Source organism: Streptomyces candidus, from assembly GCF_014207445.1.
Taxonomy (GTDB): Bacteria; Actinomycetota; Actinomycetes; order Streptomycetales; family Streptomycetaceae; genus Streptomyces; species Streptomyces candidus.
Genome location: NZ_JACHEM010000002.1, coordinates 195,701 through 220,967 on the forward strand (window position 1 = coordinate 195,701; position 25,267 = coordinate 220,967).

At 72.2% G+C, this 25,267-nt stretch carries 23 protein-coding genes and 1 pseudogene; 19 read left to right on the plus strand and 5 right to left on the minus strand.

What is annotated here, in order from left to right; genetic code table 11:
• Positions 1-26 precede the first annotated feature (26 nt).
• From HNQ79_RS03875 to HNQ79_RS03895, 5 genes are all read left to right on the plus strand, one after another.
• A complete protein-coding gene (locus HNQ79_RS03875) occupies positions 27-1,382 on the plus strand; it encodes a carbohydrate-binding protein (protein WP_185026884.1) in 1,356 nt (451 codons plus the stop codon).
• Between the two features lie 201 nt (positions 1,383-1,583).
• Entirely contained in the window at positions 1,584-1,973 is a 390-nt protein-coding gene (locus HNQ79_RS03880; protein ID WP_185026886.1) for a cell division protein SepF, read from the plus strand.
• A gap of 55 nt (positions 1,974-2,028) precedes the next feature.
• Entirely contained in the window at positions 2,029-3,183 is a 1,155-nt protein-coding gene (locus HNQ79_RS03885) for an AAA family ATPase (protein WP_221507322.1), read from the plus strand.
• 194 nt (positions 3,184-3,377) lie between these two features.
• Positions 3,378-3,692, plus strand: a complete 315-nt coding sequence (locus tag HNQ79_RS03890; RefSeq protein WP_185027615.1) for a nucleotide pyrophosphohydrolase — start codon at positions 3,378-3,380, stop codon at positions 3,690-3,692.
• Positions 3,693-3,873: 181 nt separating this feature from the next.
• Positions 3,874-4,407, plus strand: coding sequence for a DUF6099 family protein (locus HNQ79_RS03895; RefSeq protein WP_185026890.1), 534 nt, complete (start codon positions 3,874-3,876; stop codon positions 4,405-4,407).
• A gap of 11 nt (positions 4,408-4,418) precedes the next feature.
• Here the strand turns inward: HNQ79_RS03895 and HNQ79_RS03900 are convergent, their stop codons facing one another.
• Positions 4,419-4,718 (minus strand): hypothetical protein, encoded by a 300-nt coding sequence (locus tag HNQ79_RS03900; RefSeq protein WP_185027727.1) that lies wholly within the window; start codon positions 4,716-4,718, stop codon positions 4,419-4,421.
• A gap of 245 nt (positions 4,719-4,963) precedes the next feature.
• Between HNQ79_RS03900 and HNQ79_RS03905 the strand changes: the two genes are divergently transcribed.
• From HNQ79_RS03905 to HNQ79_RS03930, 6 genes and pseudogenes are all read left to right on the plus strand, one after another.
• Positions 4,964-5,896 carry an LLM class F420-dependent oxidoreductase gene (locus HNQ79_RS03905; protein WP_185026892.1) on the plus strand — a complete coding sequence of 311 codons (933 nt, stop codon included), beginning with the start codon at positions 4,964-4,966 and terminating at the stop codon, positions 5,894-5,896.
• A 49-nt stretch (positions 5,897-5,945) separates the two neighbouring features.
• A complete protein-coding gene (mmuM, locus tag HNQ79_RS03910; protein WP_185026894.1) occupies positions 5,946-6,866 on the plus strand; it encodes a homocysteine S-methyltransferase in 921 nt (306 codons plus the stop codon).
• A gap of 230 nt (positions 6,867-7,096) precedes the next feature.
• Positions 7,097-7,645 (plus strand): annotated as a pseudogene (locus HNQ79_RS03915) (polynucleotide kinase-phosphatase); the annotation flags it as partial.
• 331 nt (positions 7,646-7,976) lie between these two features.
• A complete protein-coding gene (locus HNQ79_RS03920; RefSeq protein ID WP_185026896.1) occupies positions 7,977-9,209 on the plus strand; it encodes an arginine deiminase in 1,233 nt (410 codons plus the stop codon).
• Between the two features lie 63 nt (positions 9,210-9,272).
• A complete protein-coding gene (gene argF / locus HNQ79_RS03925) occupies positions 9,273-10,295 on the plus strand; it encodes an ornithine carbamoyltransferase (protein WP_185026898.1) in 1,023 nt (340 codons plus the stop codon).
• Positions 10,296-10,421: 126 nt separating this feature from the next.
• On the plus strand, positions 10,422-11,861 hold the full coding sequence (locus tag HNQ79_RS03930; RefSeq protein ID WP_185026900.1) for an amino acid permease: 1,440 nt from the start codon (positions 10,422-10,424) through the stop codon (positions 11,859-11,861).
• Here the strand turns inward: HNQ79_RS03930 and HNQ79_RS03935 are convergent.
• Entirely contained in the window at positions 11,839-12,261 is a 423-nt protein-coding gene (locus HNQ79_RS03935; protein WP_185026902.1) for an ATP-binding protein, read from the minus strand. The genes HNQ79_RS03930 and HNQ79_RS03935 overlap by 23 nt on opposite strands.
• 224 nt (positions 12,262-12,485) lie before the next feature.
• Here HNQ79_RS03935 and HNQ79_RS03940 point away from each other — a divergent pair, with 224 nt between their 5' ends.
• Complete coding sequence (locus HNQ79_RS03940) at positions 12,486-13,313, plus strand: enoyl-CoA hydratase family protein (RefSeq protein ID WP_185026904.1); 828 nt, start codon at positions 12,486-12,488, stop codon at positions 13,311-13,313.
• 2 nt (positions 13,314-13,315) lie between these two features.
• Entirely contained in the window at positions 13,316-15,724 is a 2,409-nt protein-coding gene (locus HNQ79_RS03945) for a bifunctional salicylyl-CoA 5-hydroxylase/oxidoreductase (RefSeq protein WP_185026906.1), read from the plus strand.
• A 63-nt stretch (positions 15,725-15,787) separates the two neighbouring features.
• Here the strand turns inward: HNQ79_RS03945 and HNQ79_RS03950 are convergent, their stop codons facing one another.
• The 3 genes from HNQ79_RS03950 to HNQ79_RS03960 are packed head-to-tail and all read right to left on the minus strand — an operon-like array spanning position 15,788 to position 19,247.
• A complete protein-coding gene (locus HNQ79_RS03950; RefSeq protein ID WP_185026908.1) occupies positions 15,788-16,615 on the minus strand; it encodes a GNAT family N-acetyltransferase in 828 nt (275 codons plus the stop codon).
• A 57-nt stretch (positions 16,616-16,672) separates the two neighbouring features.
• Positions 16,673-17,560, minus strand: coding sequence for a PaaX family transcriptional regulator (locus tag HNQ79_RS03955; protein ID WP_185026910.1), 888 nt, complete (start codon positions 17,558-17,560; stop codon positions 16,673-16,675).
• Between the two features lie 4 nt (positions 17,561-17,564).
• Entirely contained in the window at positions 17,565-19,247 is a 1,683-nt protein-coding gene (locus tag HNQ79_RS03960; protein WP_185027617.1) for an AMP-binding protein, read from the minus strand.
• Between the two features lie 216 nt (positions 19,248-19,463).
• On the opposite strand from HNQ79_RS03960, the gene HNQ79_RS03965 reads away from it, so the two are divergent.
• From HNQ79_RS03965 to HNQ79_RS03990, 6 genes are all read left to right on the plus strand, one after another.
• Complete coding sequence (locus HNQ79_RS03965) at positions 19,464-20,615, plus strand: acyl-CoA dehydrogenase family protein (RefSeq protein WP_185026911.1); 1,152 nt, start codon at positions 19,464-19,466, stop codon at positions 20,613-20,615.
• Positions 20,612-21,016 carry a RidA family protein gene (locus tag HNQ79_RS03970; RefSeq protein ID WP_185026913.1) on the plus strand — a complete coding sequence of 135 codons (405 nt, stop codon included), beginning with the start codon at positions 20,612-20,614 and terminating at the stop codon, positions 21,014-21,016. The genes HNQ79_RS03965 and HNQ79_RS03970 overlap by 4 nt, the downstream gene beginning before the upstream one ends.
• 187 nt (positions 21,017-21,203) lie before the next feature.
• A complete protein-coding gene (locus HNQ79_RS03975; protein ID WP_185026915.1) occupies positions 21,204-22,430 on the plus strand; it encodes an NAD(P)/FAD-dependent oxidoreductase in 1,227 nt (408 codons plus the stop codon).
• Between the two features lie 115 nt (positions 22,431-22,545).
• Positions 22,546-22,869, plus strand: coding sequence for a (2Fe-2S)-binding protein (locus HNQ79_RS03980; protein ID WP_185026917.1), 324 nt, complete (start codon positions 22,546-22,548; stop codon positions 22,867-22,869).
• Positions 22,850-24,256 carry an FAD/NAD(P)-dependent oxidoreductase gene (locus HNQ79_RS03985; protein WP_185026919.1) on the plus strand — a complete coding sequence of 469 codons (1,407 nt, stop codon included), beginning with the start codon at positions 22,850-22,852 and terminating at the stop codon, positions 24,254-24,256. The genes HNQ79_RS03980 and HNQ79_RS03985 overlap by 20 nt, the downstream gene beginning before the upstream one ends.
• Positions 24,257-24,336: 80 nt before the next feature.
• Entirely contained in the window at positions 24,337-25,248 is a 912-nt protein-coding gene (locus HNQ79_RS03990) for a dihydrodipicolinate synthase family protein (RefSeq protein WP_185026921.1), read from the plus strand.
• Positions 25,249-25,267: the final 19 nt, after the last annotated feature.

Here is a 25,267-nt window from a genome sequence, read left to right on the forward strand (position 1 = left end):
ACACCGAGAACGAGGAGATTCCCCCCATGCTCCACCGACACGTCAGGGCGACCTGTGCCGCGTTCGTCGCGGTAGGCGCCCTCGTACTGGCCGGGTTCCCCGGCTCCGCCGCCGCCGAATCCGCCGCGCCCGCCGTCCCCTCCGCCGCCGAGACCCAAGCCGTCGACAACGCGTCACCCGAACTGCTGCGCGCCATGCAGCGCGACTTCGGCGTCACCCGGGGGCAGGCCCTCGCACGGCTGTCGAACGAGGCGAAGGCGGGCGCCGTCGCCGGTGCGTTGCGCAACGCACTCGGGAAGGACTTCGCCGGGGCGTGGGTGCACGGCAAGGACTCCGCGGCGCTGAGCGTGGCCACCGTGGACGCGGCCGATGTGGCGGCCATCGAGCGCAAGGGCGCCCGGGCCGTCGTCGTCCAGCACACGCTGCAGCAGCTGGACAGTGCTCTCGCCAAGCTCGACAGGGCGGCGGCCGGAGCCACGGGTGCGGCCGTGCCCGTCCGCTACGTGGACGTCAGGACGAACGCGGTGACGCTGGAGGCGGCCGGGACCGACGCGGCGGACAAGCTCGTCTCCGCCGCGGGAGTCGACTCCGCGCTCGTACGGACAGTTTCCTCGGCGGAGCAGCCGCGGCCGCTGTACGACATACGGGGCGGCGACGCGTACTACATGAACAACAGCGGACGCTGTTCGGTCGGATTCGCGATCACCAAGGGGACGCAGCAGGGCTTCGCCACCGCCGGGCACTGCGGGCGTCCCGGCACCACGACCACCGGCTACAACCGGGTGGCGCAGGGCTCCTTCCAGGCCTCCACGTTCCCCGGACGCGACATGGCCTGGGTGGCCACCAACTCCAACTGGACGGCCACGCCGTACGTGAAGAGCGGCAGCGGAAACGTTCAGGTGGCCGGGTCGACGCAGGCCGCCGTCGGAGCCTCGGTCTGCCGCTCCGGGTCCACCACCGGCTGGCACTGCGGCACCATCCAGCAGCACAACACCAGCGTGACCTACCCCGAGGGGACCATCTCCGGCGTGACACGCACGACGGTCTGCGCCGAACCGGGCGACTCCGGAGGCTCGTACATCTCCGGCAGCCAGGCACAGGGCGTCACCTCCGGCGGCTCCGGCAACTGCCGTACCGGCGGGACCACCTACTACCAGCCGATCAACCCGCTCCTCCAGAGCTACGGGCTGACGCTCAAGACCACGTCCGGTGACCCCGGCCCCGGACCGGGCGAGCCCGGCGGGACCTGGTCCGCGGGCACCGTCTACGCGGCCGGTGCCCAGGTCACGTACGGCGGCGCCACCTACCGCTGCCTCCAGGGACACCAGGCCCAGCCGGGCTGGGAGCCCTCGAACGCCCCCGCCCTGTGGCAGCGCGTGTGACCACCTCGCGCCCTGCCCCGTAGGAGCTGTCCACAGAGGCCGCACTACTGCGTCCGATGCGTCCGGTGCCGCCCCGCGCGGTGCCGGGCGCACTGCTGCCTGCAGAATGGAAGGCCTTCGCCCCGTGTCGCTGGTAGGCCGTACGGGTGAGGGACGTCAGAATTGCCGGATGCAGATACAGCACGTGGGTGGGGTGGTCCGGTGAGCAGGTATGACGTCACCGACGAGCAGTGGGAAGGGCTCGCCCAGGTCGTACCGCTGCGCAGCCGCAACGAATGGCCGTCCAGGGCCGATCACCGCACGATGCCGCAGGAGTACGAAGCGGCGGAGCAGCGGCGCATGGTGGTCCTGCGGGTGCAGGTCTTCTCGGACGCGAGAGAGGTCGCGGAGTACCTGATCGCGCAGATCCCGGTACTCCTGGACCTGACCAGCGCGGAAGGCGACGTCGCCAAGCGGATCCTGGACTTCAGCAGCGGGGTGGTCTTCGGACTCGGCAGCGGCATGCACCGGGTGGACCGCAACGTGTTCCTGCTGGCGCCGGTCGGCATGGAGGTCGAGGGGGCCGAGGCGGCGGTCGTCCCCCGATCGTAGGAAGCTTTGCAGGCGTAACGGTTCGTCTGCCGGACCAGTGCATAACGTCCGCAGCATGACTGCGACTTCCACCGCCCGCCCGGCAGCCCCCGTCCGCCCGCACCGCCCGGCGGCCACCGAACTGCGGCTCTCCGCCTTCGGCCCGCACCGCGGCGCGGCCTTTCCGCTCGGCCCGCTGACGTTCTTCGCGGGACCGAGCGGGAGCGGTAAATCGACGGTGCTGAGGGCGTACGAGGCACTGGCACGGCTGGCCTCCGGCGAGGAACTCGCGGAGGTCTTCGCGGATCCGGCGGCCTGCGTTCCGGAAGGGGCGGTCGCCGACGGGCAGGGGCGACGCGGGTTCCGCATCGGCTGCACGGTCGACGGACCGCTCGGCCCCGTACACCTCGATCTCGCCGTCCAGGCGGAGCCGGACCTGCGGATCGTCAGCGAACGGCTGACGTACGAGGGCCAGGAACTCCTGACCACCACGCTGCGCGATCCGCGGCAGCCCAAGGTCCAGGCCGCCTGGTACACCGCGGGCGCGGTACCGGTGACGCGTGCCCCGCTGCCGGACGACCGGCTGGCCACGGCTCTGCTGCCGCTGCGGGTGGCCGGCCGCACCGAGGGGGAACTCCTGGTGCTGGCCGCGGCGGAACAGGTGCTCGTCGCGCTGCGGTCGGTGTTCGTCTGCGATCCGCAGCCGCAGCGCATGCGGGCTCCCGCAGCGGCCCGGGAAGTGCTGTTGCGGCGTGGCTGCGACAACCTCGCCGCCGTGCTGCGGCGCACCGGAGGCGAATGCGCGAACCGCCACCATGCCCTGGTCAAGGCACTCGGGGCGGGATGCGCGGGCCCGGTCACGGACCTGACGGCGGAGGACCTTCCGGACGGTTCGGTACGGGCGCTGATCGGGCGTGGAACGAGGGGCGTGACACCGGTCGGACGGCTCGGCGAGGGCGAGTTGCGGTATCTGGCGCTCGCGCTGGTGCTGCTGACCGGGCCCCGGGTGGTGGACGTGGAGCAGGAGGTCGGGATGCCCGACGCGCACCGGGCGCTCACCGTGCTCGCCGACGGCTTCGACCGTGCGATGGACGCCCGGCAGGTGCGGGCGCTGACAGAACTGGCCGGGGAGGTGTGCCGTCGGGGGCACCTGAGACTCACCGGGACGGTCGCGGACGCTTCGCCGGTACGCGGGGGGAGTGGCGTGACGGTGGTAGACCTGGTGCCATGACGAACGATCCGGCGGCGACAGGTGTGACAGGCGTGGGCGGGGCGGCGGGCGAGGACGGCGCGCGAGACGCTCACGGGGGCGGCGTGCACGGGGACGGCGCGCGGGGTACGGGCGACGTGCACCGGGGTGGCGCGGGCGGCGTGCCCGGTGCGGGAGCCGGGGGACGCGGGGACCAGCGGGGCGCGGGTCCCGGTGTGGCGGCGCTCCAGCAGCGGTTGGCGGCCTTCGCCGCCGCGCGGAACTGGGAGCAGTACCACACGCCCAAGAACCTCGCGGCCGCGCTGAGCGTGGAGGCGTCCGAACTGGTCGAGATCTTCCAGTGGTTGACTCCGGAGCAGTCCGCCCGGGTGATGGAGGAACCGGACTCCGCGCACCGGGTCGCGGACGAGGTCGCCGACGTGCTCGCCTACCTGCTCCAGTTCTGCGAAGTGCTCGGAATCGACCCTCTGGCCGCCCTGTCCGCGAAGATCGAACGCAACGAACGGCGCTTCCCCGCCGAGGGAGTCTGACGCTCGGACCAACCCGGATGTCCCGCCCATCGTCACTCTTCGGAGTGATGGCAATATCCACAACGGCTTTGGTATGCACAGATTTCCGCATAGCACTGGCTTTTGCGACTCCCCGCCCTCACTCTGGGTAGTGAACAGGTAACGGGATACCGAGCGAGCGGGACGGCGACGGGGGTGGCTGGTGGACGCGAAGAGACTCATCAGGGCCTGCAGGCACGCGCTGCTGCACAGCGGAGCATCACTGCACGTGCTGGCGGAGGCGTGGCAGGCCCAGGCGCTGACCCAGGCCATCGGCGGAATGCTGGCGATGAAGGGCCCGCCGGAACTGCGCGGCGAGGCGCAAGGGCTCTGCGAGGCGGGGGGCCGGGGGTGCGGCCCGCTCGACTGGGCGGCGCTGTCCGCGGCCGGTCCCGAACTGCCGGGGTTCCTCGCGGGGCAGCCGCCCGACCTCATGCCGAGAGCGGCGCAGCTCACCGAGGTGGCGGACGCACGGGGCGCGCTGGTGGAACTGAGCGAACTTCTGGGAGAGGTGGGAATGGCCCTCGTCGCGGTGTCCTGCGCCACGGACGAGGACGGCTTCTACTGGCAGAGCATCGAGGCGATCGACGCCGCCGACGAGTCGAACGACCGGGTGCGCGGGCTGCTCCGCCGGCTCACGGTGTGGGAGCACAACAGATTGCAGGCTGTTGCCGACTCGGCGGCGGGGTCGTCATGACCCGGTTCCGGTCAGTGGGAGCGGTCGTGGTCACCGTCGTAGCGGTACTCCGGCCGACCGGGCCGGTAGCCCGCGCGCCACTCCTCCCGAGGCTCGCAGGCACCCGTGGCAGACGGGGGCGCAACGGCCTGCGAGCGGTCGCCGGTGGTCTGGAGATCGGCGTCGAGCTGCGAAAGATCGGCGGTCAGCGCCGCCATCAGTTCCTCCATCTGCTGCAACAGCCCCCTCGGGGCGACCTGCTGACCCGGCACGGACTGCGCTGCCGGATCCGCGCACGGAACGGTCTGTTCGGGAACGGCTTCCTGGGACATGACGGCCTCCTCGGCCCAGCCTCTCCCGGCGGGGGAGGTCGGTGTCGCTGTCAACGCCCCGGCAGCGGTCGTCGGTGCGCGGGCCGGGCAGTCCGGCTCCGCCCGAGCAAACGAGTGCTGGGGGCACCGGTCACTGACACGCCCGGGCGAGGACCCCCACGGCGCAGGAATTTCACTCGACAGGGCAGACGGAGACAGCCGAGCCCAACAGGGTTGACGACAGTTCGAACGTGCAGGATGGAGGCATGGATCTTCGAATCTTCACCGAGCCCCAGCAAGGGGCCGACTACGAGAAGCTGCTGACCGTCGCCAAGGCCACCGAGGACCTCGGGTTCGATGCCTTCTTCCGCTCGGACCACTATCTGAGCATGGGCTCCGCCGACGGGCTTCCAGGGCCGACCGACGCCTGGATCACCCTGGCCGGGCTCGCCAGGGAGACCAAGCGGATCCGGCTCGGGACCTTGATGACCGCGGGCACCTTCCGGCTTCCGGGAGTACTGGCCATCCAGGTCGCGCAGGTCGACCGGATGTCGGGTGGCCGGGTCGAACTCGGTCTGGGAGCCGGGTGGTTCGAGGAGGAGCACAAGGCGTACGGCATCCCCTTCCCCAAGGAGAAGTTCGCCAGGCTGGAGGAACAGCTGGCGATCGTCACCGGGTTGTGGGCAACCGAGGTCGGCGACACCTTCAGCTACGACGGCACCCACTACCAACTGACGGACTCGCCGGCGCTCCCCAAGCCCGCCCAGGCCAAGGTGCCGGTGCTGATCGGCGGACACGGCGCGGTCCGCACACCGAGGCTCGCGGCACAGTACGCCGACGAGTTCAACATCCCGTTCGCGTCGCTGGACGACACCGCGCGGCAGTTCGGCCGGGTCAGGGCGGCGGCGGAACAGGCCGGGCGGAAGCCGGGCGACCTGGTGTACTCCAACGCGCTGGTGGCGTGCGTGGGCAGGGACGACAGGGAGGTGGCGCGCCGGGCGGCGGCCATCGGACGCGAGGTGGACGAACTGAAGGCGAACGGGCTCGCGGGCTCCCCCGCCGAGGTGGTGGACCGGATCGGGAAGTTCGCCGAGATCGGCTCGACCCGGGTGTACCTCCAGATGCTGGACCTGGACGACCTCGACCACCTGGATCTGATCTCCTCGCAGGTGTTGTCCCAGCTCGGCCGGACCCGTTGACTCCCGCGTGGCCCAGCCCCCGGCCGAGCCACGCCGTACAGGAGAAGCCGTGAAGCCCACCCGCTCGCTCGCCGCCGCACTCGCCGAGGGGACCGTCGTCCTCGACGGCGGGTTGTCCAACCAACTCCGGTCGCAAGGGTGCGACTTGTCCGACGTGCTCTGGTCGGCGAGGCTGCTCGCCGAGGACGTGGGGCAGATCAGGGAGGCGCACGCGGCGTACGTGCGGGCGGGGGCCCAGGTGCTCATCACCTCCAGCTACCAGGCCACCTACGAGGGGTTCGCGCAGCGGGGCGTGGGACGCGACGAGGTGGGCGTGCTGCTTGCCCGCAGCGTGGAGCTGGCACGGGAGGCCGCCGGGCCGGCCGAGCGGAGCGTGTGGGTGGCGGCCTCGGTCGGGCCGTACGGGGCGATGCTCGCTGACGGCAGCGAGTACCGGGGGAGGTACGGGCTTTCGGTGCGGGAACTGGAGCGCTTCCACCGGCCGCGGATCGAGGCGCTGGCAGCGGCGGAGCCGGACGTGCTGGCGCTGGAGACTGTGTCCGACGTCGACGAGGCCGAGGCGCTGCTGCGCGCGGTCGGGGGAGCCGGGACGCCGGTCTGGCTGACGTACAGCATCGCCGGGGAGAGGACGCGGGCGGGGCAACCGCTGGCCGAGGCCTTCGCGGTCGCGGCGGGCAACGACCAGGTGCTCGCTGTGGGAGTGAACTGCTGCGAACCCGGGGACGTCGACCGGGCGGTGGCGATCGCCGCGGAGGCGACAGGGAAGCCGGTCGTGGCATACCCGAACAGCGGCGAGCGGTGGGATGCCGAAAAGCGCGACTGGACGGGGACCGGGACGTTCGACACGGGCCGGGTGCGGGGATGGCAGGAGGCCGGCGCACGTCTGGTCGGGGGCTGCTGCCGGGTCGGGCCGGACCGGATTGCCGCGCTGGCCGCGGACCTGGACGGCCGGGCGGGCGCCCAGGGCTGAGGCCCGAGCGCGCACGGGCCGGGGACAGGCGGGTGTCCCGCTCCGGAGCCGGGCTCGGCCCCCGGCCGGGTATGCACCTCGGTCACGTCCGGCAGACGCGTTGCAGCCGGGCTCGGCCCCCGGTCGGGTATGCACCTCGGTCACGTCCGGCAGACGCGGGCGCTCGTGCGGCGGGGCCAGGGAAAGGGGCGGGGCGTCGGCGACCTCGTGGACCGCGGCCCGGACAGCCCTGGCCGACCGAGGGCCTGGAAGGGGTGCGGCTCGCACCGTTCCAGGTGCTCGCGGCACAGGGGCGCTCGCTCGCCGCGGTCCCGCACGACCGGCAACTCGCCTGGGTGGACCGGCTGGTGGAGCACGACCCGACCAGCCTGCTGCAGACCACCCGCCGCCTGGCCGTCGACACGGGCGACGAGTCGTCCGTGCAGGCCGGCGTCGACTGGTGGCTGGAGATGACCGGGCGGGGCGGCGAGGGCATGGTCGTCAAGCTGGTGGACGCGCTGGTACGGGACGGCAGGGGGCGGCTCGTCCAGCCGGGTGTGAAGGTGCGCGGGCGGGAGTACCTGCGGATCGTCTACGGTCCCGAGTACACCCGGCCCGAGCAGTTGGAGCGGCTGCGGCAGCGCTTCCTCGGACACAAGAGGTCCCTCGCCCTGCGGGAGTACGCGCTGGGCCTCGAAGCGCTGGAACGGCTGGCTCGGGGCGAGCCGCTGTGGCGGGTGCACGAGGCGGTGTTCGCGGTGCTGGCACTGGAGTCGGAACCGGTGGACCCGCGGCTCTGAGGCACACCGGGGCGCCGGGGCCGCATGTGCAGGGCTGCGGCCCCGGCCGTGCCGCACACGGGCGTCGACCCCCTGGCACGGACGTCGAGTCCCTCTTGGCACGCGCGCGTCGTGCTGTGCGGGTACGGGCTGTGCCGGCACGCGCGCCCGGCCGACCCGGCGCGGACATCCAGGCGGGTGGGCGCCGGTGCTGGGGGGACGGGTCGGACACGGGCGTGGCAGCGGGGGCGGGGGTGCTGCCGGGTGTGCGGCCGGGGCCGGACCGGGAGTGGCCGCGACGTCCGTGTTCATCGGCAGGGCGCGAGCCGCCCGTCTCGGCCAGGATGGAGCCATGGGATTCCATGTCGACTCCGAGACCGGGCGGCTGCGCCGCGTCATCCTCCACCGTCCCGACCTGGAGCTGAAGCGGCTCACGCCCAGCAACAAGGACGCGCTCCTGTTCGACGACGTGCTCTGGGTGCGCCGCGCGCGCCAGGAGCACGACGGGTTCGCGGACGTCCTGCGCGACCGGGGCGTGGAGGTGCACCTCTTCGGCGACCTCCTCGCCGAGGCCCTCGAACTCCCGGACGCCAGACGCCTCGTACTGGACCGGGTCTTCGACGAGAAGGAGTACGGGCCGCTCGCCACCGACCACCTGCGCGCCGCCTTCGACGAACTTCCCGCCGCCGAACTCTGCGAGGCGCTCGTCGGCGGCATGACCAAGCGCGAGTACCTGGAACGGCACTCCGAGCCGATCTCGGTCCGCTTCCACGTCATGGAGCCCGACGACTTCCTCCTCGGACCGCTTCCCAACCACCTCTTCACCCGCGACACCTCGGCCTGGATCTACGACGGGGTGTCCATCAACGCGATGCGCTGGCCCGCCCGGCAGCGCGAGACCGTGCACTTCGAGGCGATCTACAAGCACCATCCGCTCTTCACCGGCCCCGAGGCCGGCTCCTTCCACACCTGGTCGGAGGGGCAGAGCGACTACCCGTCGACCATCGAGGGCGGTGACGTGCTGGTCATCGGCAACGGGGCCGTGCTGATCGGGATGAGTGAACGGACGACTCCGCAGGCGGTGGAGATGCTGGCCAGGGGGATGTTCGCGGCCGGTTCGGCGAAGACGATCGTCGCGCTGGACATGCCCAAGCGGCGGGCCTTCATGCACCTCGACACGGTGATGACCATGGTCGACGGCGACACCTTCACCCAGTACGCGGGCCTCGGCATGCTTCGCTCGTACACGATCGAACCCGGTGCCGGCGACAACGAACTCAAGGTCACCGACCACCCGCCGGAGCACATGCACCGCGCCATCGCCGCCGAGCTGGGCCTGGACTCCGTGCGCGTGCTGACCGCGACGCAGGATGTGCATGCGGCGGAGCGGGAGCAGTGGGACGACGGCTGCAACGTCCTCGCTGTCGAGCCGGGGGTGGTAGTGGCGTACGAACGCAACGCGACGACAAACACGCACCTGCGCAAACAGGGCATCGAAGTGATCGAGATCCGGGGCAGCGAACTGGGCAGGGGGCGTGGCGGGCCGCGCTGCATGAGCTGCCCGATCGAACGTGAGGCCGTATAGGTTCCCGTTGATCTGTATAGTGATGCGCCTCGTACTCCGTAGTCGTCACCTGGAGCCGTCACCATGACGTCGTCGTTTCTCGAAGGCCGCCACTTCCTCAAGGAGGCGGATCTCACCGCAGAGGAGTTCCGCGGACTGATCGACCTGGCCGCCGGGCTGAAGGCGGCCAAGAAGTCCGGCACCGAGGTCCAGCGGCTGCGCGGCAGAAACATCGCGCTGATCTTCGAGAAGACGTCCACCCGCACCCGCTGCGCCTTCGAGGTCGCCGCCGCCGATCAGGGCGCCTCGACGACGTACCTCGACCCGGCAGGTTCGCAGATCGGCCACAAGGAGTCCCCGAAGGACACCGCGCGGGTGCTCGGCCGGATGTTCGACGGCATCCAGTACCGGGGCGACGCGCAGGCGACGGTCGAGGAGCTGGCCCGGTACGCCGGAGTACCGGTCTTCAACGGGCTCACCGACGACTGGCACCCCACTCAGATGCTCGCCGACGTGCTGACGATGGTCGAGCATCGCCCGGGGCAGCCGCTGGGAACGACCGCCTTCGCCTACCTCGGCGACGCCCGCTTCAACATGGGCAACTCGTACCTCATGACGGGCGCCCTGCTCGGCATGGACGTGCGGATCGTCGCGCCCCGCGCCTACTGGCCCGCCAAGGAGATCGTCGCGCAGGCCCGTGCGCTGGCGGAGGGAAGCGGTGCGCGGATCACGCTCACCGAGGAGGTAGAGCAGGGCGTTCGGGGCGCGCATTTCGTCGCGACCGACGTGTGGGTGTCGATGGGGGAGCCCAAGGAGGTCTGGGCGGAGCGGATCGAGGCCCTCGCCCCGTACGCCGTGACGATGGACGTGCTGCGCGCCACCGGAAACCCGGACGTAAAGTTCCTGCACTGCCTGCCTGCCTTCCACGACCTCGGCACGAAAATCGGGCGCGAGATCCACGAGCAGTACGGGCTGTCCTCGCTGGAGGTCACCGACGAGGTCTTCGAGTCGGCGCACTCCGTCGTCTTCGACGAGGCGGAGAACCGGCTGCACACGATCAAGGCGGTTCTGGTGGCGACGATGGCCTCCGCGAAGGACCTCGAATAGCGATACGCCCGATTGGGTGAACATGCGGTGCGGTGCTTACGATGTCATCGCTTCATGGGGTTCGGGCACATGTGCTCGGACCCCATTCGCTTGCTCAGACCGTGCACCAGAGATGAGAACCGCCCCATGTCCCCCCTGCAACGCATCAAGTCGCCCGATCTCCTCGTCGCCGAGTCCGGCGCGGACCTCGAAGGCCACGGCCTGAAGCGGACCATGGGGCTCTTCCAGCTCGTCTGCTTCGGCGTCGGCGCGATCGTCGGCACCGGCATCTTCGTCGGACTCTCCGACAGCGTCGCCGAGGCCGGCCCCGCCGTCGTGATCTCCTTCGTCCTGGCGGCGATCACCTGCATCTTCACCGCGTTCTCCTTCGCGGAGCTGGGCGGCGCGATCCCCGTCTCGGGCAGTTCCTACTCCTTCGCGTACGCCACCCTCGGCGAACGCGTCGCGTTCCTCGTCGGCTGGTGCCTGCTCCTGGAGTACGGCGTGTCGGTGTCGGCCGTCGCCGTCGGCTGGGGCCAGTACCTCAACGAACTGCTGCACAGCCTGGTCGGCTGGCAACTGCCCGCCGCGCTCTCCAACCCGCCCGGCGACGGCGGAGTCGTCAATATCCCGGCCGTCGTCGTGATCGCCCTCGCCGCACTGCTCCTGGTGCGGGGCATCCGTGAGAGCGCCCGGGCCACCGCCGTGATGGCTGTGATCAAGATCGGCGTACTGCTGCTGTTCTGCGCGATCGCCTTCACCGCTTTCCGCTCCGACAACCTTTCGCCGTTCGCCGAGCACGGGATGGCGGGCGTGACCGCCGGAGCCTCGCTGGCGTTCTTCTCGTACATCGGCTTCGACGCGATCACGACGGCCGGTGAAGAGGTCAAGAACCCGCGCAAGAACATCCCCATCGCGATCATGATCTGCATCGGTGTGGTCACGCTGCTCTACTGCCTGGTCGCGGTGGCCGCCATCGGCGCGATGTCCGCAGACGACGTCGCGTCCAAGCCCGCCGCGCTCTCGCTGATCGTCAACCAGGTCACCGACTCCACCCTCGGCGGCGGAATCATCGCCTTCGGCGCGGTCGTCGCCATCGCGTCCGTGGTGCTCGCCGTGATGTACGGGCAGACCCGCATCCTCATGTCGATGTCCCGCGACGGCCTCGTCCCGCGCGTCTTCGAACGGGTCTCGCCCAAGACCTCGACGCCGGTCGCCAACACCTGGATCGTGGCGGGCGTCTTCGCTGTCCCGGCAGCCGTCGTGCCGCTGGACGTCGTCATGAACCTCACGACCATCGGCACCCTCGCCGTCATGGCCGTGGTGAACATCGCGGTGATCGCGCTGCGCCGGCGCAATCCGGACCTGCCGCGGTCCTTCCGGGTGCCGTTCTTCCCGGTGCTGCCGGTAGCGGGCGTGCTCTTCTGTCTGTACCTGATCTACGGGACCGGCTGGCTGACATGGCTCCAGTTCGGCGCGTTCCTGATCCTTGGAGCGTTGGTGTACACGCTCTACGGCCGCCGGAACTCGCGGCTGGGCAAGGCCGCGGACATCGCACCGGAGGTCACCGCGCGGCCGGAAGCCTGAACCAGACCGCCTTGCCCGAGTCGGTGCGGCGGTGCCCGCAGTCGGAGCTGAGCGTCCGTATCAGCAGCAGACCGCGGCCGTGCTCCTGCCACGGATCGGGGCACGCGTCGTCCGACGAGCGGTCCAGGTTCCCCGGCGGCTCGGGGTCGCCGTCGTGCACTTCCACCTGGCAGCCCGCCGGCAGCAGCTCCACCACCAGCTCGATGGGGGTGGAGCTGCTGGTGTGTTCCACGGCGTTCGCGACGAGTTCGGCGGTGAGCAGTTCGGCCGTGTCGCAGTCCGTCACCGGAGTTCCCAGATCCGCCAGCGCCGTACGCACCAGGGCGCGGGCCAGCGGCACCGCGGAGGCGGAGTGCGGCAGTTCGATGCGCCAGAAGGAAGGGCCGGAGGCAGAGAGCAAGGCGGGATCCGATCGAGGAGCGGGGTCTCCCTTCCACCGTACGAAGCGAACGGCCGTTCCCCTAGGGTCGCTCGCCGGAACCGTGCGGGACCTGCGCCACAGCGGCACCGGACCAACGGCGGGTGGACCCTACGATATCGCGCACTCGTGACGGGAGTCACGGGCCGGTGATAGCTTCGAGGGACCGCCACCAGCCAGCACCGGCAACCGGGAGGCCGCATCCCATGAGCCCGTTCCTCAGTTCCGCGCCGCGCACCGAGAAGTGGCAGCACCTGCGGCTGACCCTGGACGAAGGCGTCGCCACCGTCACCCTCGCCCGGCCCGAGAAGCTCAACGCCCTCACCTTCGGGGCGTACGCGGACCTGCGCGACCTCCTCGCCGAACTCGCCAGGGAACGCTCCGTGCGCGCCCTGGTGCTGGCCGGGGAGGGGCGTGGGTTCTGCTCGGGCGGCGACGTGGACGACATCATCGGCGCGACCCTCGGCATGGACACCGCCCAGCTCCTCGACTTCAACCGGATGACCGGCCAGGTCGTACGGGCACTGCGCGAGGCACCGTTTCCGGTGATCGCAGCCCTGCACGGTGTCGCCGCCGGAGCGGGCGCGGTCCTCGCGCTCGCCGCGGACTTCCGCATCGCGGACCCCTCGGTCAAGTTCTCCTTCCTCTTCACCAAGGTGGGCCTGTCGGGCGGCGACATGGGAGCGGCCTACCTGTTGCCCCGGGTCGTCGGGCTCGGCCACGCCACCCGGCTGCTGATGCTGGGCGAACCGGTCCGCGCCCCGGAGGCCGAACGGATCGGCCTGCTCAGCGAGCTGACCGCGGAGGGCGAGGCCGGCACCCGCGCCGCAGCCCTCGCGCGCCGTCTCGCCGACGGCCCCGCCCTGGCGCACGCCCAGACCAAGGCCCTCCTCACCGCCGAACTCGACATGCCGCTGGCCGCCTCCGTCGAACTCGACGCCGCCACCCAGGCCCTGCTCATGAACGGCGAGGACTACGCCGAGTTCCACGCCGCCTTCACCGAGAAGCGCCCCCCGAAGTGGCAGGGCCGCTAGCCATGACCACCAATCCCGCCGCCCCGGGGCCCCCCTCCCCCCGCCCCACCCCTCCCGCCCCCACCACGTCCGAACCCACCCCTCCCCGCCCCGCCCCCGCGCACCCCGGTCCGCAGGGCACCGGCCGCCCACTGCGCATCGCCGTGGTCGGCGGCGGCCCCGGCGGGCTGTACGCAGCCGCCCTGCTCAAGCGGCTCGACCCCACCCGCGAGGTCACCGTCTGGGAACGCGGCGCCCCCGACGACACCTTCGGCTTCGGGGTCGTCCTCTCCGACGAGACCCTCGGCGGCATCGAGCACGCCGACCCCGAGGTCTACCGGGCACTGACCGCCGAATTCGTGCGCTGGGACGACATCGACGTCGTCCACCGGGGCAGGCGCCTCACCTCCGGCGGCCACGGCTTCGCCGCCCTCGGCCGACGCAGGCTCCTGGAGATCCTGCACGCCCGCTGCCGCGAGCTGGGCGTTGTCCTGCGCATCCGTACCGAGGCCCCGCCCGCCTCCGACCTCGCCCGCTCTCACGACCTGGTGGTCGCCGCCGACGGTGTGCACAGCCTCACCCGCCAGGCGCACGCCGACGTCTTCCGCCCCCGCCTCACCTCCCACCGCTGCCGGTACATCTGGCTCGCCGCCGACTTCGCCTTCGACGCGTTCCGGTTCGAGATCGCCGAGACCGAACACGGCGCCATGCAACTGCACGGCTACCCCTACGCGAAGGACTCCTCGACGGTCATCGTGGAGATGCGAGAGGAGGTCTGGCGCGCGGCCGGACTCGATACCTGCGACGAGGCCGAGTCCGTCGCACGCTGCGCCAAGATCTTTTCCGAAGCCCTTGGCGGCCGCCCCCTGAGGGGCAACAACTCCTCCTGGACCGCCTTCCGCACCGTCGTCAAGGACCGCTGGTCCCACGGCAACACGGTCCTCCTCGGCGACGCCGCCCACACCGCGCACTTCTCCATCGGCTCCGGCACCAAGCTCGCCGTCGAGGACGCACTTGCCCTGGCCGCCTGCATCGAGGAACAACCCGATCTGCCGACCGCCCTCGCCGCCTACGAAGAAGAACGCCGCCCCGTCGTCGAGTCCACGCAGCGCGCCGCAGCCGCCAGCCTCCGCTGGTTCGAGGACCTGGCCACCTACCTGGACCAGCCGCCCCGCCAGTTCGCGTTCAACCTCCTCACCCGCAGCCGCCGCGTCACCCACGACAACCTCCTGTTGCGCGACAGCGCCTTCACCCAAGCCGTCGAGCGGGACTTCGGCTGCACTCCCGGCACGCCCCCGATGTTCACCCCCTTCCGGCTGCGCGGCCTCGAACTGCGCAACCGGGTCGTCGTGTCACCCATGGACATGTACTCCGCCGAGAACGGTGTCCCCGGCGACTTCCACCTCGTCCACCTCGGCGCCCGCGCACTCGGTGGAGCGGGCCTGGTCATGACCGAGATGGTCTGCGTCAGCCCCGAGGGCCGCATCACCCCCGGCTGCGCCGGCCTCTACGCCCCCGAACAGGCCGCCGCTTGGCGGCGCATCACCGAATTCGTCCACCGGCAGTCCCCGGGGACCGCCATCGGCGTGCAGTTGGGCCACTCCGGTCGCAAGGGCTCCACCAGGCTCATGTGGGACGGCATCGACCAGCCGCTCCCCACAGATGACGACAACTGGCCCCTCGTCGCCCCCTCCCCGCTGCCCTACCGGACGGGCGTCAACCAGGTACCCGCCCAGCTCGACCGCTCCGGCCTGATCGACGTCCGCGAACAGTTCGCCGCCTCCGCCTGGCGGGCCGCCCGCTGCGGCTTCGACCTCCTCGAACTGCACTGTGCCCACGGTTACTTGTTGTCCAGCTTCCTCTCCCCTCTCACCAACCGGCGCACCGATGCCTACGGCGGGAGCCTCGCCCGCCGCCTCCGCTTCCCACTGGAAGTCTTCGACGCCGTCCGCGGCATCTGGCCCGACGACAAGCCCATGACCGTCCGCATCTCCGCCACCGACTGGGCCGCGGGCGGCACCACGGAGGAGGAGGCGGTCGAGATCGCCCGCGCCTTCGTCGCTCACGGCGCCGACGCCATCGACGTCTCCACCGGCCAGGTCGTCCCCGACGAGGCCCCCGAGTTCGGCCGTTCCTACCAGACCCCCTTCGCCGACCGGATCCGCAACATCCTCGGCGTTCCGGTCATCGCCGTCGGAGCCATCTCCTCCTGGGACGACGTCAACTCCCTCCTCCTCGCCGGCCGCGCCGATCTCTGTGCACTCGCCCGCCCCCACCTCTACGACCCCCACTGGACCCTGCACGCCGCCGCCGAACAGGACTACTCCGGCCCCGGCGCCCCCTGGCCCCTCCCGTACCGGGCCGGCAGCCGCCGCCCCCCGACCGGTCGCACCGACGGCCCCAAGCCCCGACTCAGCCTGCGCAGTCCATGACGGGCCCGCCGCCCCGCCGCACTCCGGGCGCGCGCTTCCTGCCCCTTGAACGCTCCGGTCACCTCACCCCTTTCGTTCGATCACCACCCTGTCCGTCACCGGCCGGTAGCCGAGCCGCTGGTAGAGCCCGTTGCTGGTCGGGTTGGCCAGGTCGGTGAAGAGCAGCACCTCCGAGGCCCCGGCGGCCCGCGCGGACGAGCTCAGCGCCGCCGTCACCGCCGCTCCGAATCCCCGGCCGCGCCGCTCGGGCGGCGTGTAGACCGGGGCCAGGCGCACGGCGCCCTCGGCCGGGCGGCTCACCCCGGCCACGGACACCGGAGCGCCGTCGTGCTCCCAGACCATCAGCCCGCCGTACGACAACCGCTCGGCCACCGCAGCCTCCACCCCCGCCGCCGGCAGCCCGGTGTCCCGGCCGAAAGCACGGAACCAGTCGGCCAGCAGAGCCCGATCGGCGCCGGTCGCGGTGCGTGCCCGTCCCGAAGGAACGGGCGACGGAGGTATCAGCTCGCCCAGCCGGTAGAGGCGGTGCTCCCGCACGCTCCGGCATCCCGGCCACTGTCCGGCCAGTGCCGCCGCGAGGCGCCGCTCGGCGTCGACCGCCGACGCGCCGTGCTGCTCGCAGGCGCGGGCCAGCGGGTCCACCGCCTCCACCGGAACGGCACTCACCACCAGCGGATGCGGCGGCGTCCACAGTGCCGCCGCGTCCACCTCACCGCCCGCCCCGCGCCACCAGCCGAAGAGCGGCGCGGCCTCACCGAAGGCGGCCAAGCCGCGACGCTGCAACGCGGCCGCACAGGTCAGCAGCACGGTGTTCTCCACCGGCCGGGCGGCCACCGCGGCACCGGCAGCGCTCAGATACGCGTCGAGGTCCTCGCTGAATGTCCAGGTCATGCCCCATGATGCGCACCCGGCCGCAGACCGTGCGCCGCATTTTCCACAGCGCCGGGCCTACGGTCGTACAAGTGCGTCCGGGCGTACGAACGCCGCTCCCGCATCGCGCAGCCGGGCGTGCAACTCCGCGAAGACCTCGGCCGACCGGCCGCCCGGCCAGTCCTCGGGCAGGAGCGCGACCGGCAGACCGGGGTCCGCGTACGGCAGCCGCCGCCACGAGTCCAGGGCCAGGAGGTAGTCGCGGTAGGCACGCTCCGCGTCCCACGGCGGCTCGGCGCCGGGCCCGGTCGACGCCGGGGCGCCGTGCGGCCTGGACTGCCACTCCCGCAGCACCGGTTCGTGCCGCTCCAGGAACTCCTCGTGCAACCGGGCGATCGCCCCCAGGTCCCACCACCGCGCCACCGCCTCCCGCGTCGCCGCGAACCCCAGGTGCTCACCCCTGAACAGGTCCACGTACGCGTCGAGCTGCAGTCGCTGCAGAGTGTGCCGGGTCTCGTCGTAGAGGCCGCCGGGAGCGATCCACACCCCCGGCGCCGCCGTCCCGAAGCCGAGCCGGGCGAGCCGGGAGCGCAGCACGTGCCGTTTGGCGCGCTCGGCCTCCGGGACGGAGAACACCGCGAGCACCCAGCCGTCCGACGCGCGGGGTTCCGTACGGGAATAGATGCGTTGGTCGCCGTCGTCGAGGAGCTGGCGGGCGTCGCCGGACAGGGCGTATCCGGCCGCGCCCCCGGCCGTACGCCCCGGCACCAGCAGCCCGCGTCTCTTCAGACGGGAGACCGCCGAGCGGACGGACGGCGCGTCCACGCCGACGGCCGCGAGCAGCCGGATGAGCGAGGCGACGGGCACCGGCTCCTCACCGTCCGCACCGGTCTCGGCGCCCGCGCCGCGCCCGTAGGCGCCGTACAGCGTGATGATCAGGGAACGGGGAGTGTGCAGGTCAGCCACGTGATCACTGTACGTTCCCGGGGGCTGCGGGAGACCTCGGGCCGTCGGTTGCCGCCGCCTGCCGTGCACCCGGCCGCCGCAACCGGAACCGCTGCAGCTTTCCCGTGGGCGTGCGCGGCAGCGCGTCCAGGAACTCGATCTCACGCGGACACTTGTACGGGACCAGCTCCGCCTTCACGAAGTCTCGCAGCAGCGCCGCCGTTTCCTCGCTGCGCGGCACTCCCTCCCGTACCACCACGTAGGCGGCCACGACCTGTCCGCGCACGGCGTCCTCGCGGCCGACCACCGCGGCCTCCAGCACGTCGGGGTGGCGCAGCAGCGCGTCCTCCACCTCCGGGCCCGCGATGTTGTACCCGGCGGAGATGATCATGTCGTCCGCTCGTGCCACATAGCGGAAACAGCCGTCCGCGTCGCGCACGTAGGTGTCACCGGTGAGGTTCCAGCCGTCGCGCACGTACACCTGTTGCCGTTCGTCCGACAGGTACCGGCAGCCGACGGGTCCCCGTACGGCCAGCAGCCCCGGCACCCCGTCGGCGACTTCGTTGCCCGCCGCGTCCACCACGCGCGCCTGCCAGCCGGGAACCGGGCGGCCGGTGGTCCCGGGCCGGATCTCCTCGTCGGCGGCAGAGATGAAGATGTGCAGCAGCTCGGTCGCGCCGATACCGTTGATGATCCGCACGCCCGTGCGCTCGAACCAGTCCCGCCAGGTGGATTCCGGAAGGTTCTCGCCCGCCGAGACGCAGCGGCGCAGAGCGCTCAGGTCGTACGCGGAGGGGGAGGTGACCTCGTCCAGCATCAGCCGGTAGGCAGTCGGGGCGGTGAACAGCACCGACACCCGGTGCTCCGCCAGCGCCGGCAACAACTGCCGGGGGCCTGCCTGCTCCAGCAGCAGGGCGGACGCACCGACCCGCATCGGGAAGACCACCAGACCGCCGAGTCCGAAGGTGAAGCCGAGCGGCGGGCTGCCCGTGAACACGTCGTCGGGCTCCGGCTTCAGCACGTGCTGGGAGAAGGTGTCCGCGATGGCCAGCACGTCCCGGTGGAAGTGCATGCACCCCTTGGGGCGTCCGGTCGTCCCCGAGGTGAAGGCGATCAGCGCGACGTCGTCGGACGAGGTCCGGACCGCCTCGAACCGCGTCGGCTTGATCGCCGCCTGCCGCACCAGGTCGTCCGGCGCGTCCCCGCCGAACGAGGTGATGCGCAGTCCGGGCACCTCCGCCTTCACCAGGTCGTCCACGGTTCTCACGTCGCACAGCGCGTGGCCGACCTGCGCGATGTCGCAGATCGCGGCCAGTTCGGACGCCCGCTGCTGAGCCAGCACGGTCACGGCGACCGCGCCCGCCTTCAGCACGGCCAGCCAGCAGGCCACCAGCCAGGGCGTGGTGAGCCCCCGCAGCAGGACGCGGTTTCCGGCAACCACGCCCAGATCCTGTGTCAGGACGTACGCGATCTGGTCGGTGTGGTCGCGCAGTTCCCCGTACGACCACACCTCGCCGGAGAGCGTGCGCAGGGCGGGCCGGTCGGCGCGGAACTGCTCAAGGGTGCGGTCCAGGAGCTCGACGGCGCAGTTGAGGCCGGCGGGGTAGTGGAGTTCCGGCAGTTCGAAGAGGAGTTCGGGCCACTGCTCGGCGGGCGGCAGGTGGTCGCGCGGAAAGGTGTCGGCGTGGGCCGAGGGGTGCAGCTCCATGGCCATGGCGGGTTGGCCCCCTTGCAGCGAGCGGTCCGGGTTGCGGCTGACGGGTCCGGCGACGACCGACGGCCCGGTGGCGGCCGGCGGGCGGGGCGGGCGAGTGGTCCGGCAGAGCTGTGTTGTCGGCGCTGTAGTGCTGGCACCGACGAGCGTATCGTGATGGTGACGACAGTCAACGGTCCGCGATAACACGCGAGATGAGAGGGGCCGCAGATGCCCGAATTCGCGCTGGAGCCGGAGCAGGAAGAGTGGTGCGAGGAGTTGCGCGCGCTGGCTGCGGAGCGCCTGCGCCCCCTGGCGGAGAAGAGGGAGCCCGGCCTGCTCAACCGTCCACTCGTCACCGCACTGGGCGAACTCGGCCTGCTGGACCGCCTGTTCACCGCCGGAGCACTCGACCTGTGCCTGATGCGGGAGTCCCTCGCGCACGGCTGCACGGAGGCCGAGACGGCCCTGGCGCTCCAGGGGCTGGGCGCCTCGCCGGTGGCCCGCGCCGGCAGCGACGAGCAGCGCGCCCGCTGGCTGCCGGGGGTACGGGCCGGGCGTACCGTCGCCGCGTTCGCGCTGAGCGAGCCGGGGGCCGGGTCGGACGCGGCGTCGCTCGCACTCCGGGCGGAACCCGTGACCGGCACCGCCGGAGGCGGAGGATCCGCAGCGGGCGGGGGAGGCGGCTGGCGGCTCAGCGGTGAGAAGTGCTGGATCTCCAACGCGCCGTACGCCGACTTCTACACCGTCTTCGCCCGTACCACCCCGGGCGGCGGCGCGCGCGGCGTCACCGCGTTCCTCGTTCCCGCGGACCGCCCGGGACTGACCGGTGCCGCGCTCGACATGCTGTCCCCGCACCCCATCGGCAGCCTGGCCTTCGACGCCGTCCACGTCACCGAAGCCGATGTCATCGGCACACCGGACAGGGGCTTCCGCGTCGCCATGGACACCCTCAACCTCTTCCGGCCGAGCGTCGGCGCCTTCGCGGTCGGCATGGCACGGGCCGCACTCGACGCGACGCTCGCCCACACCGCCGGACGCACCGCGTTCGGCGGACCGTTGAAGGACCTCCAGTCCGTGGCACACCGGGTCGCCGAGATGGCCACCCGTACGGAAGCGGCGCGGCTGCTCGTCTACGCGGCGGCGGCCGCGTACGACAGGAACGAACCGCAGGTGCCGAAGAGTTCCGCCATGGCGAAGCTCTTCGCCACCGAGACCGCACAGTTCGTCGTGGACGCGGCCGTGCAACTGCACGGCGCCCGCGCCCTCCAGCGCGGCCACCTCCTCGAACACCTCTACCGGGAGGTGCGCGCCCCCCGCATCTACGAGGGCGCGACCGAGGTCCAGCGCACCATCATCGCGAAGGAGCTGTACGCCCGATGACCTCCCTCAAGCGCCACAACCCCGCCGAACTCGCCCCGCCCACCGGCTTCTCGCACGCCGTCAGCGTGGCGGCGAGCGGGTCCCGGCTGGTCTTCCTGGCTGGCCAGACCGCGCTCGACGGGGCGGGAAAGGTGGTCGGCGCGACGCTGCCGGAGCAGTTCGAGACGGCACTCGGCAATCTGCTGGGCGCGCTCGCCGCGGCCGGCGGCGCTCCCGGCGACCTGGCCCGGGTGACCGTCTACGCGACGGACGTCGCCGACTACCGCGAGCACGCGGCCGAACTGGGCCGCATCTGGCGTCGGTTGGCGGGCCGGGACTACCCGGCGATGGCGGTGGTGGGCGTGGTCCGGCTGTGGGACGAGCAGGCGCTCGTGGAACTCGACGGCATCGCCGTGCTGTGACGACGCCAAGACGACCGGATCGCCGTGCTGTGACGACGCCTGGTCTCGTGCCGACGGGGCGACTCGAGCACGTCGTCGCCGTCCCCGTAGACGGACGGCGATGCCCCTGCCGTGCCCGGAACGCACGTGCGGCGAGGGGAGTTGGGGGTCCCTTGGCAGGTGCGGTGTCGTGTGACATATTACTGCCGTGTTCACGAGGCGCACCTTCGATGTTGTCGTCGTCGGGGCCGGCGTGGTCGGCGCGGCCTGCGCCTTCTACACCTCCCGGTCCGGGCTCTGCGTCGCCGTGGTCGACCGGGGCCCGGTCGCGGGCGGCACCACCGGCGCCGGTGAGGGCAACCTGCTCGTCTCCGACAAGCAGCCGGGCCCCGAACTCGACCTCGCGCTGCTGTCCACGAGACTGTGGCGCGAACTCGCGGAGGAGTTCCCGGCCACCTTCGAGTACGAGGCGAAGGGCGGCCTCGTGGTCGCGGCGCAGCAGGACGGGCTCGCAGCGCTCCGTACCTTCGCCGCCACGCAGGCCGCGGCGGGCGTGCAGTGCGAGGACGTCCCGCACCTCGCCGACGTGGAACCGCACCTCGCCCCCGGGCTCGCGGGCGGGGTCCGCTACCCGCAGGACGCCCAGGTCCAGCCCGCCTTGGCCGCCGCCCACCTCCTGAGGGCATCCGGGGCCCGACTGCTGCTGGGCGAAGAGGTCATCGGCGTACTGCGCACCACGGACGGCGCGGTGCGCGGAGTGCGCACGCCGCGCGGCGACCTCCTGGCGCCCGCGGTCGTCAACGCCGCCGGTACGTGGGGCGGGCAGGTCGCCGAACTCGCCGGGACGTCGCTGCCCGTGCTGCCCCGGCGCGGATTCGTGCTCGTCACCGAGCCGCTGCCCCGGGTCGTACGGCACAAGGTGTACGCGGCGGACTATGTGGCCGACGTGGCGAGCGGGTCCGCGGCACTCCAGACGTCGGCGGTGGTCGAAGGGACGGCGGCCGGGCCGGTGCTGATCGGGGCGAGCCGGGAGCGGGTCGGGTTCGACAGGTCGCTCTCGACGGAAGTGCTGGGGAAGCTGGCGCGCCAGGCCCAGGAACTGTTCCCGGTGTTGCGGGGGGTGCGGGTGATGCGCACCTACCACGGGTTCCGGCCGTACCTGCCCGACCACCATCCGGCGATCGGCGCGGACGGGCGGGTACCGGGGCTGTGGCACGCGTGCGGGCACGAGGGGGCGGGCGTGGGGCTGGCTCCGGCGACGGGGGCGTTGATCGCCGACGGGCTGGCCGGGAGTGGCGGGAGACTCGATCGAAGGGCGGTGGACGTCCGGGCGTTCCGTCCCGGGAGGTTCGGATCAGGGCCGCCGCAACCAGGCCGGGCGGACGCCGGAGCGTGGCCGTCCGCACCCGGCCCGACCGACCGGCCCCCGGCATGAATCCACCGGGCGGGAAGCACTGCGGAGCCGCCGCACGAGCCCCCTGTTCGCTCGCCCCGCGCGAGCCCTCCGTGTCGGTTCTCCGCATGAGCCCGACGGATGAAGGAGTCCGACCGTGTTCCGTTCTCGTCGCAGTCCCCTCGGGCTCGCCCGCGCCACCCCCGGGGCCCCGTTCGACATCACCCTCGACGGGCGTCCGGTACCCGCGTTCGACGGGCAGAGCGTGGCCGCCGCGCTGTGGGCGGACGGGGTGCTCTCCTGGCGGACCACGCGCGGTTCCGGGAAGCCACGCGGGGCGTTCTGCGCCATCGGATCCTGCTACGACTGCCTCGCGACCATCAACTCCCGCCCCAACCAGCGCGCTTGTCTCGTTCCGGCCCGGCCGGGCGACGCCGTGACCACCCAGAAAGGACACGGACGTGCCGACCTCGCCGTCTGAGGAGCAGGGGCCGTACGACCTCGCCGTTGTCGGCGCGGGGCCCGCCGGGCTCGCCGCCGCCGTCACCGCCGCCCGGCTCGGGCTGCACGTCGCCCTCGTGGACGCGGCCTCCCGCGTCGGCGGCCAGTTCTACCGGCAGCCGGCGGCCGGGCTGCACGCCCGGCGGCCCGAGGCGCTGCACCACTCCTGGTCCGCCTTCGCCCGCCGTGCCGCGCAACTGGACGTGCACACGGCCGCCGGACGGATCCGGCATCTCGCCGAGCACCATGTCTGGGCCGTCACCGGCGAGGCGGGACAGTGGGCCGTGCACGCGGCGCGCGGGCCGGACGGGAGCGGCGAGACGGTCGTCGTCCGGGCCCGCAAGGTGCTGCTCGCCACCGGCGCCTATGAACGCCAACTCCCGTTCCCGGGCTGGACGCTGCCCGGGGTTGTCGGCGCCGACGGTGCGCAGGCGCTGCTCAAGGGCGCTCTGGTGCTGCCGGGCCGCCGGGTCGTCGTCGCGGGGAGCGGACCGCTGCTTCTCGCCGTCGCGGGCTCGCTCGCCGCCGCGGGCGCCACCGTGCCGGTCGTCGTCGAGGCGAGCGGCTACGGAGGGTACGCCCGGCGTCCGGGCGTGCTCGCCGCCAACCCGGGCAAGCTCGCGGAGGGCGCGGTGCATGCGGCAGCCCTCGTCCGGCACGGGATACGGGTACGCAACCGAAGTGCCGTGACCGACGTGCACGGCACCACGCGCGTCGAGGCGGTGACCGTCACGCGGCTTGACGAGGAGTGGCGGGCGGTGCCCGGGACCGGGGTGCGGATCCCGTGCGACGTACTGGCCGTCGGGCACGGGCTGCTCCCGCAGGTGGAGTTGGCGACCGGCGTGGGCTGCGCCACCCGCCGCACCCCGGACGGCGCGCACGCCCTGGTCGTCGACGCCAGGCAGCGCACCACCGTCCCCGGGCTCTGGTCCGCCGGGGAGACCGGGGGAGTGGGAGGCGCTGCACTCGCGTTTCTGGAGGGTGAGTTGGCGGCCCGCGACATTGGCCGAAGTGGCGAGGGGGCGGCTTCCCTGGCGCGCCGTCGTGACCGGCTCCGCCATTTCGGTGAAGCCATGGCCGCCGCTCACGCTCCCGGGCCGGCCTGGCCGGAGTGGTTGCGGGACGACACCGAAGTCTGCCGGTGCGAAGAGGTCACGGCGAGCCGGGTACGGGAGGCCGTGAACGACCTCGGGGCACGGGACGCCCGTACGGTGAAGCTCCTCACCCGCGCCGGCATGGGCTGGTGTCAGGGCCGGATGTGCGGTCCTGCGGTCGCCTGCCTGGCCGGTGCGACCGCGTCCCCCGACCGGCGTCCCCTCGCCTGCCCGGTCGCCCTTGGCGCTCTGGCGGAACTCTCCGACGGTTGAGGGGAGTTCGGCTGCCGTGCCCTTGCGGGATTCGTCCGCCCTTCAGTAAAATGTCACACACCACATGAGGGAGTGCGCACATGAACACGACACCTGGTGCCGACGACCGCCTCCGGCCCTGGCGCGGCCTCATGGTCGCCACCACCCTGCCCTTCCGTGCCGACCTCACCGTCGATCACGACGCGTACGCCGCCCAGGTCTCCCGCCTTCTCGCGGCGGGCTGCGACGGAGTCGTGCCCAACGGCTCCCTCGGTGAGTACCAGACGCTCACCGACGACGAGCGCGCCCAGGTCGTCCGTACCGCCGTCGACGTCGCGGGCGGTGACCGGGTGATGCCGGGAGTCGCCGCGTACGGCAGCGCCGAATCGCGACGCTGGGCCGAGCAGGCGGCCGACGCCGGTGCCGGGTCCGTCCTCCTCCTGCCGCCCAACGCCTTCAGAGCGGACGCCGGTGCGGTACGCGCGCACTACGCCGAGGTCGCCCGCGTCGGCGTCCCCGTCGTCGCGTACAACAACCCCTTCGACACCAAGGTCGACCTGACGCCCGAGCTTTTGGCCGCCCTCCATGCCGACGGCAGCATCGTGGCCGTGAAGGAGTTCAGCGGCGACGTCCGCCGCGCCTACGAGATCGCCGAACTCGCGCCCCATCTCGACCTGTTGACAGGCGCCGACGACGTCCTGCTCGAACTCGCCCTCGCCGGGGCGGTCGGCTGGATCGCCGGTTGCCCCAACGCGCTGCCCGCGTCCTCCGTCGCCCTCTACCGGGCCGCCGTCTCCGGTGACCTCGACACCGCGCTGCCCCTCTACCGTGCCCTGCACCCGCTCCTGCGCTGGGACTCCAAACCCGAGTTCGTGCAGGCGATCAAGCTCTCCATGGATCTCGTGGGGCAGCACGGCGGCCCCACCCGCCCCCCGCGTTTCCCGCTCCCCGCCGGGCAGGAGGCCGCGGTCCGCGCGGTCACCGAGAAGCTCCTCGCCGACGGTCACCGCTGACCGACCGCGCCAACCCGCG

Coding starts and splice junctions, on each gene's coding strand:
- HNQ79_RS03990 (WP_185026921.1), top strand. CDS start 24,337: ATGAACACGACACCTGGTGCCGACGACCGCCTCCGGCCCTGGCGCGGC.
- HNQ79_RS03900 (WP_185027727.1), bottom strand. CDS start 4,718: ATGTCCCAGGAAGCCGTTCCCGAACAGACCGTTCCGTGCGCGGATCCG.
- HNQ79_RS03960 (WP_185027617.1), bottom strand. CDS start 19,247: ATGGAGCTGCACCCCTCGGCCCACGCCGACACCTTTCCGCGCGACCAC.
- HNQ79_RS03885 (WP_221507322.1), top strand. CDS start 2,029: ATGACTGCGACTTCCACCGCCCGCCCGGCAGCCCCCGTCCGCCCGCAC.
- HNQ79_RS03905 (WP_185026892.1), top strand. CDS start 4,964: ATGGATCTTCGAATCTTCACCGAGCCCCAGCAAGGGGCCGACTACGAG.
- HNQ79_RS03875 (WP_185026884.1), top strand. CDS start 27: ATGCTCCACCGACACGTCAGGGCGACCTGTGCCGCGTTCGTCGCGGTA.
- HNQ79_RS03940 (WP_185026904.1), top strand. CDS start 12,486: ATGAGCCCGTTCCTCAGTTCCGCGCCGCGCACCGAGAAGTGGCAGCAC.
- HNQ79_RS03950 (WP_185026908.1), bottom strand. CDS start 16,615: ATGACCTGGACATTCAGCGAGGACCTCGACGCGTATCTGAGCGCTGCC.
- HNQ79_RS03920 (WP_185026896.1), top strand. CDS start 7,977: ATGGGATTCCATGTCGACTCCGAGACCGGGCGGCTGCGCCGCGTCATC.
- HNQ79_RS03965 (WP_185026911.1), top strand. CDS start 19,464: ATGCCCGAATTCGCGCTGGAGCCGGAGCAGGAAGAGTGGTGCGAGGAG.
- HNQ79_RS03945 (WP_185026906.1), top strand. CDS start 13,316: ATGACCACCAATCCCGCCGCCCCGGGGCCCCCCTCCCCCCGCCCCACC.
- HNQ79_RS03930 (WP_185026900.1), top strand. CDS start 10,422: ATGTCCCCCCTGCAACGCATCAAGTCGCCCGATCTCCTCGTCGCCGAG.
- HNQ79_RS03970 (WP_185026913.1), top strand. CDS start 20,612: ATGACCTCCCTCAAGCGCCACAACCCCGCCGAACTCGCCCCGCCCACC.
- argF (WP_185026898.1), top strand. CDS start 9,273: ATGACGTCGTCGTTTCTCGAAGGCCGCCACTTCCTCAAGGAGGCGGAT.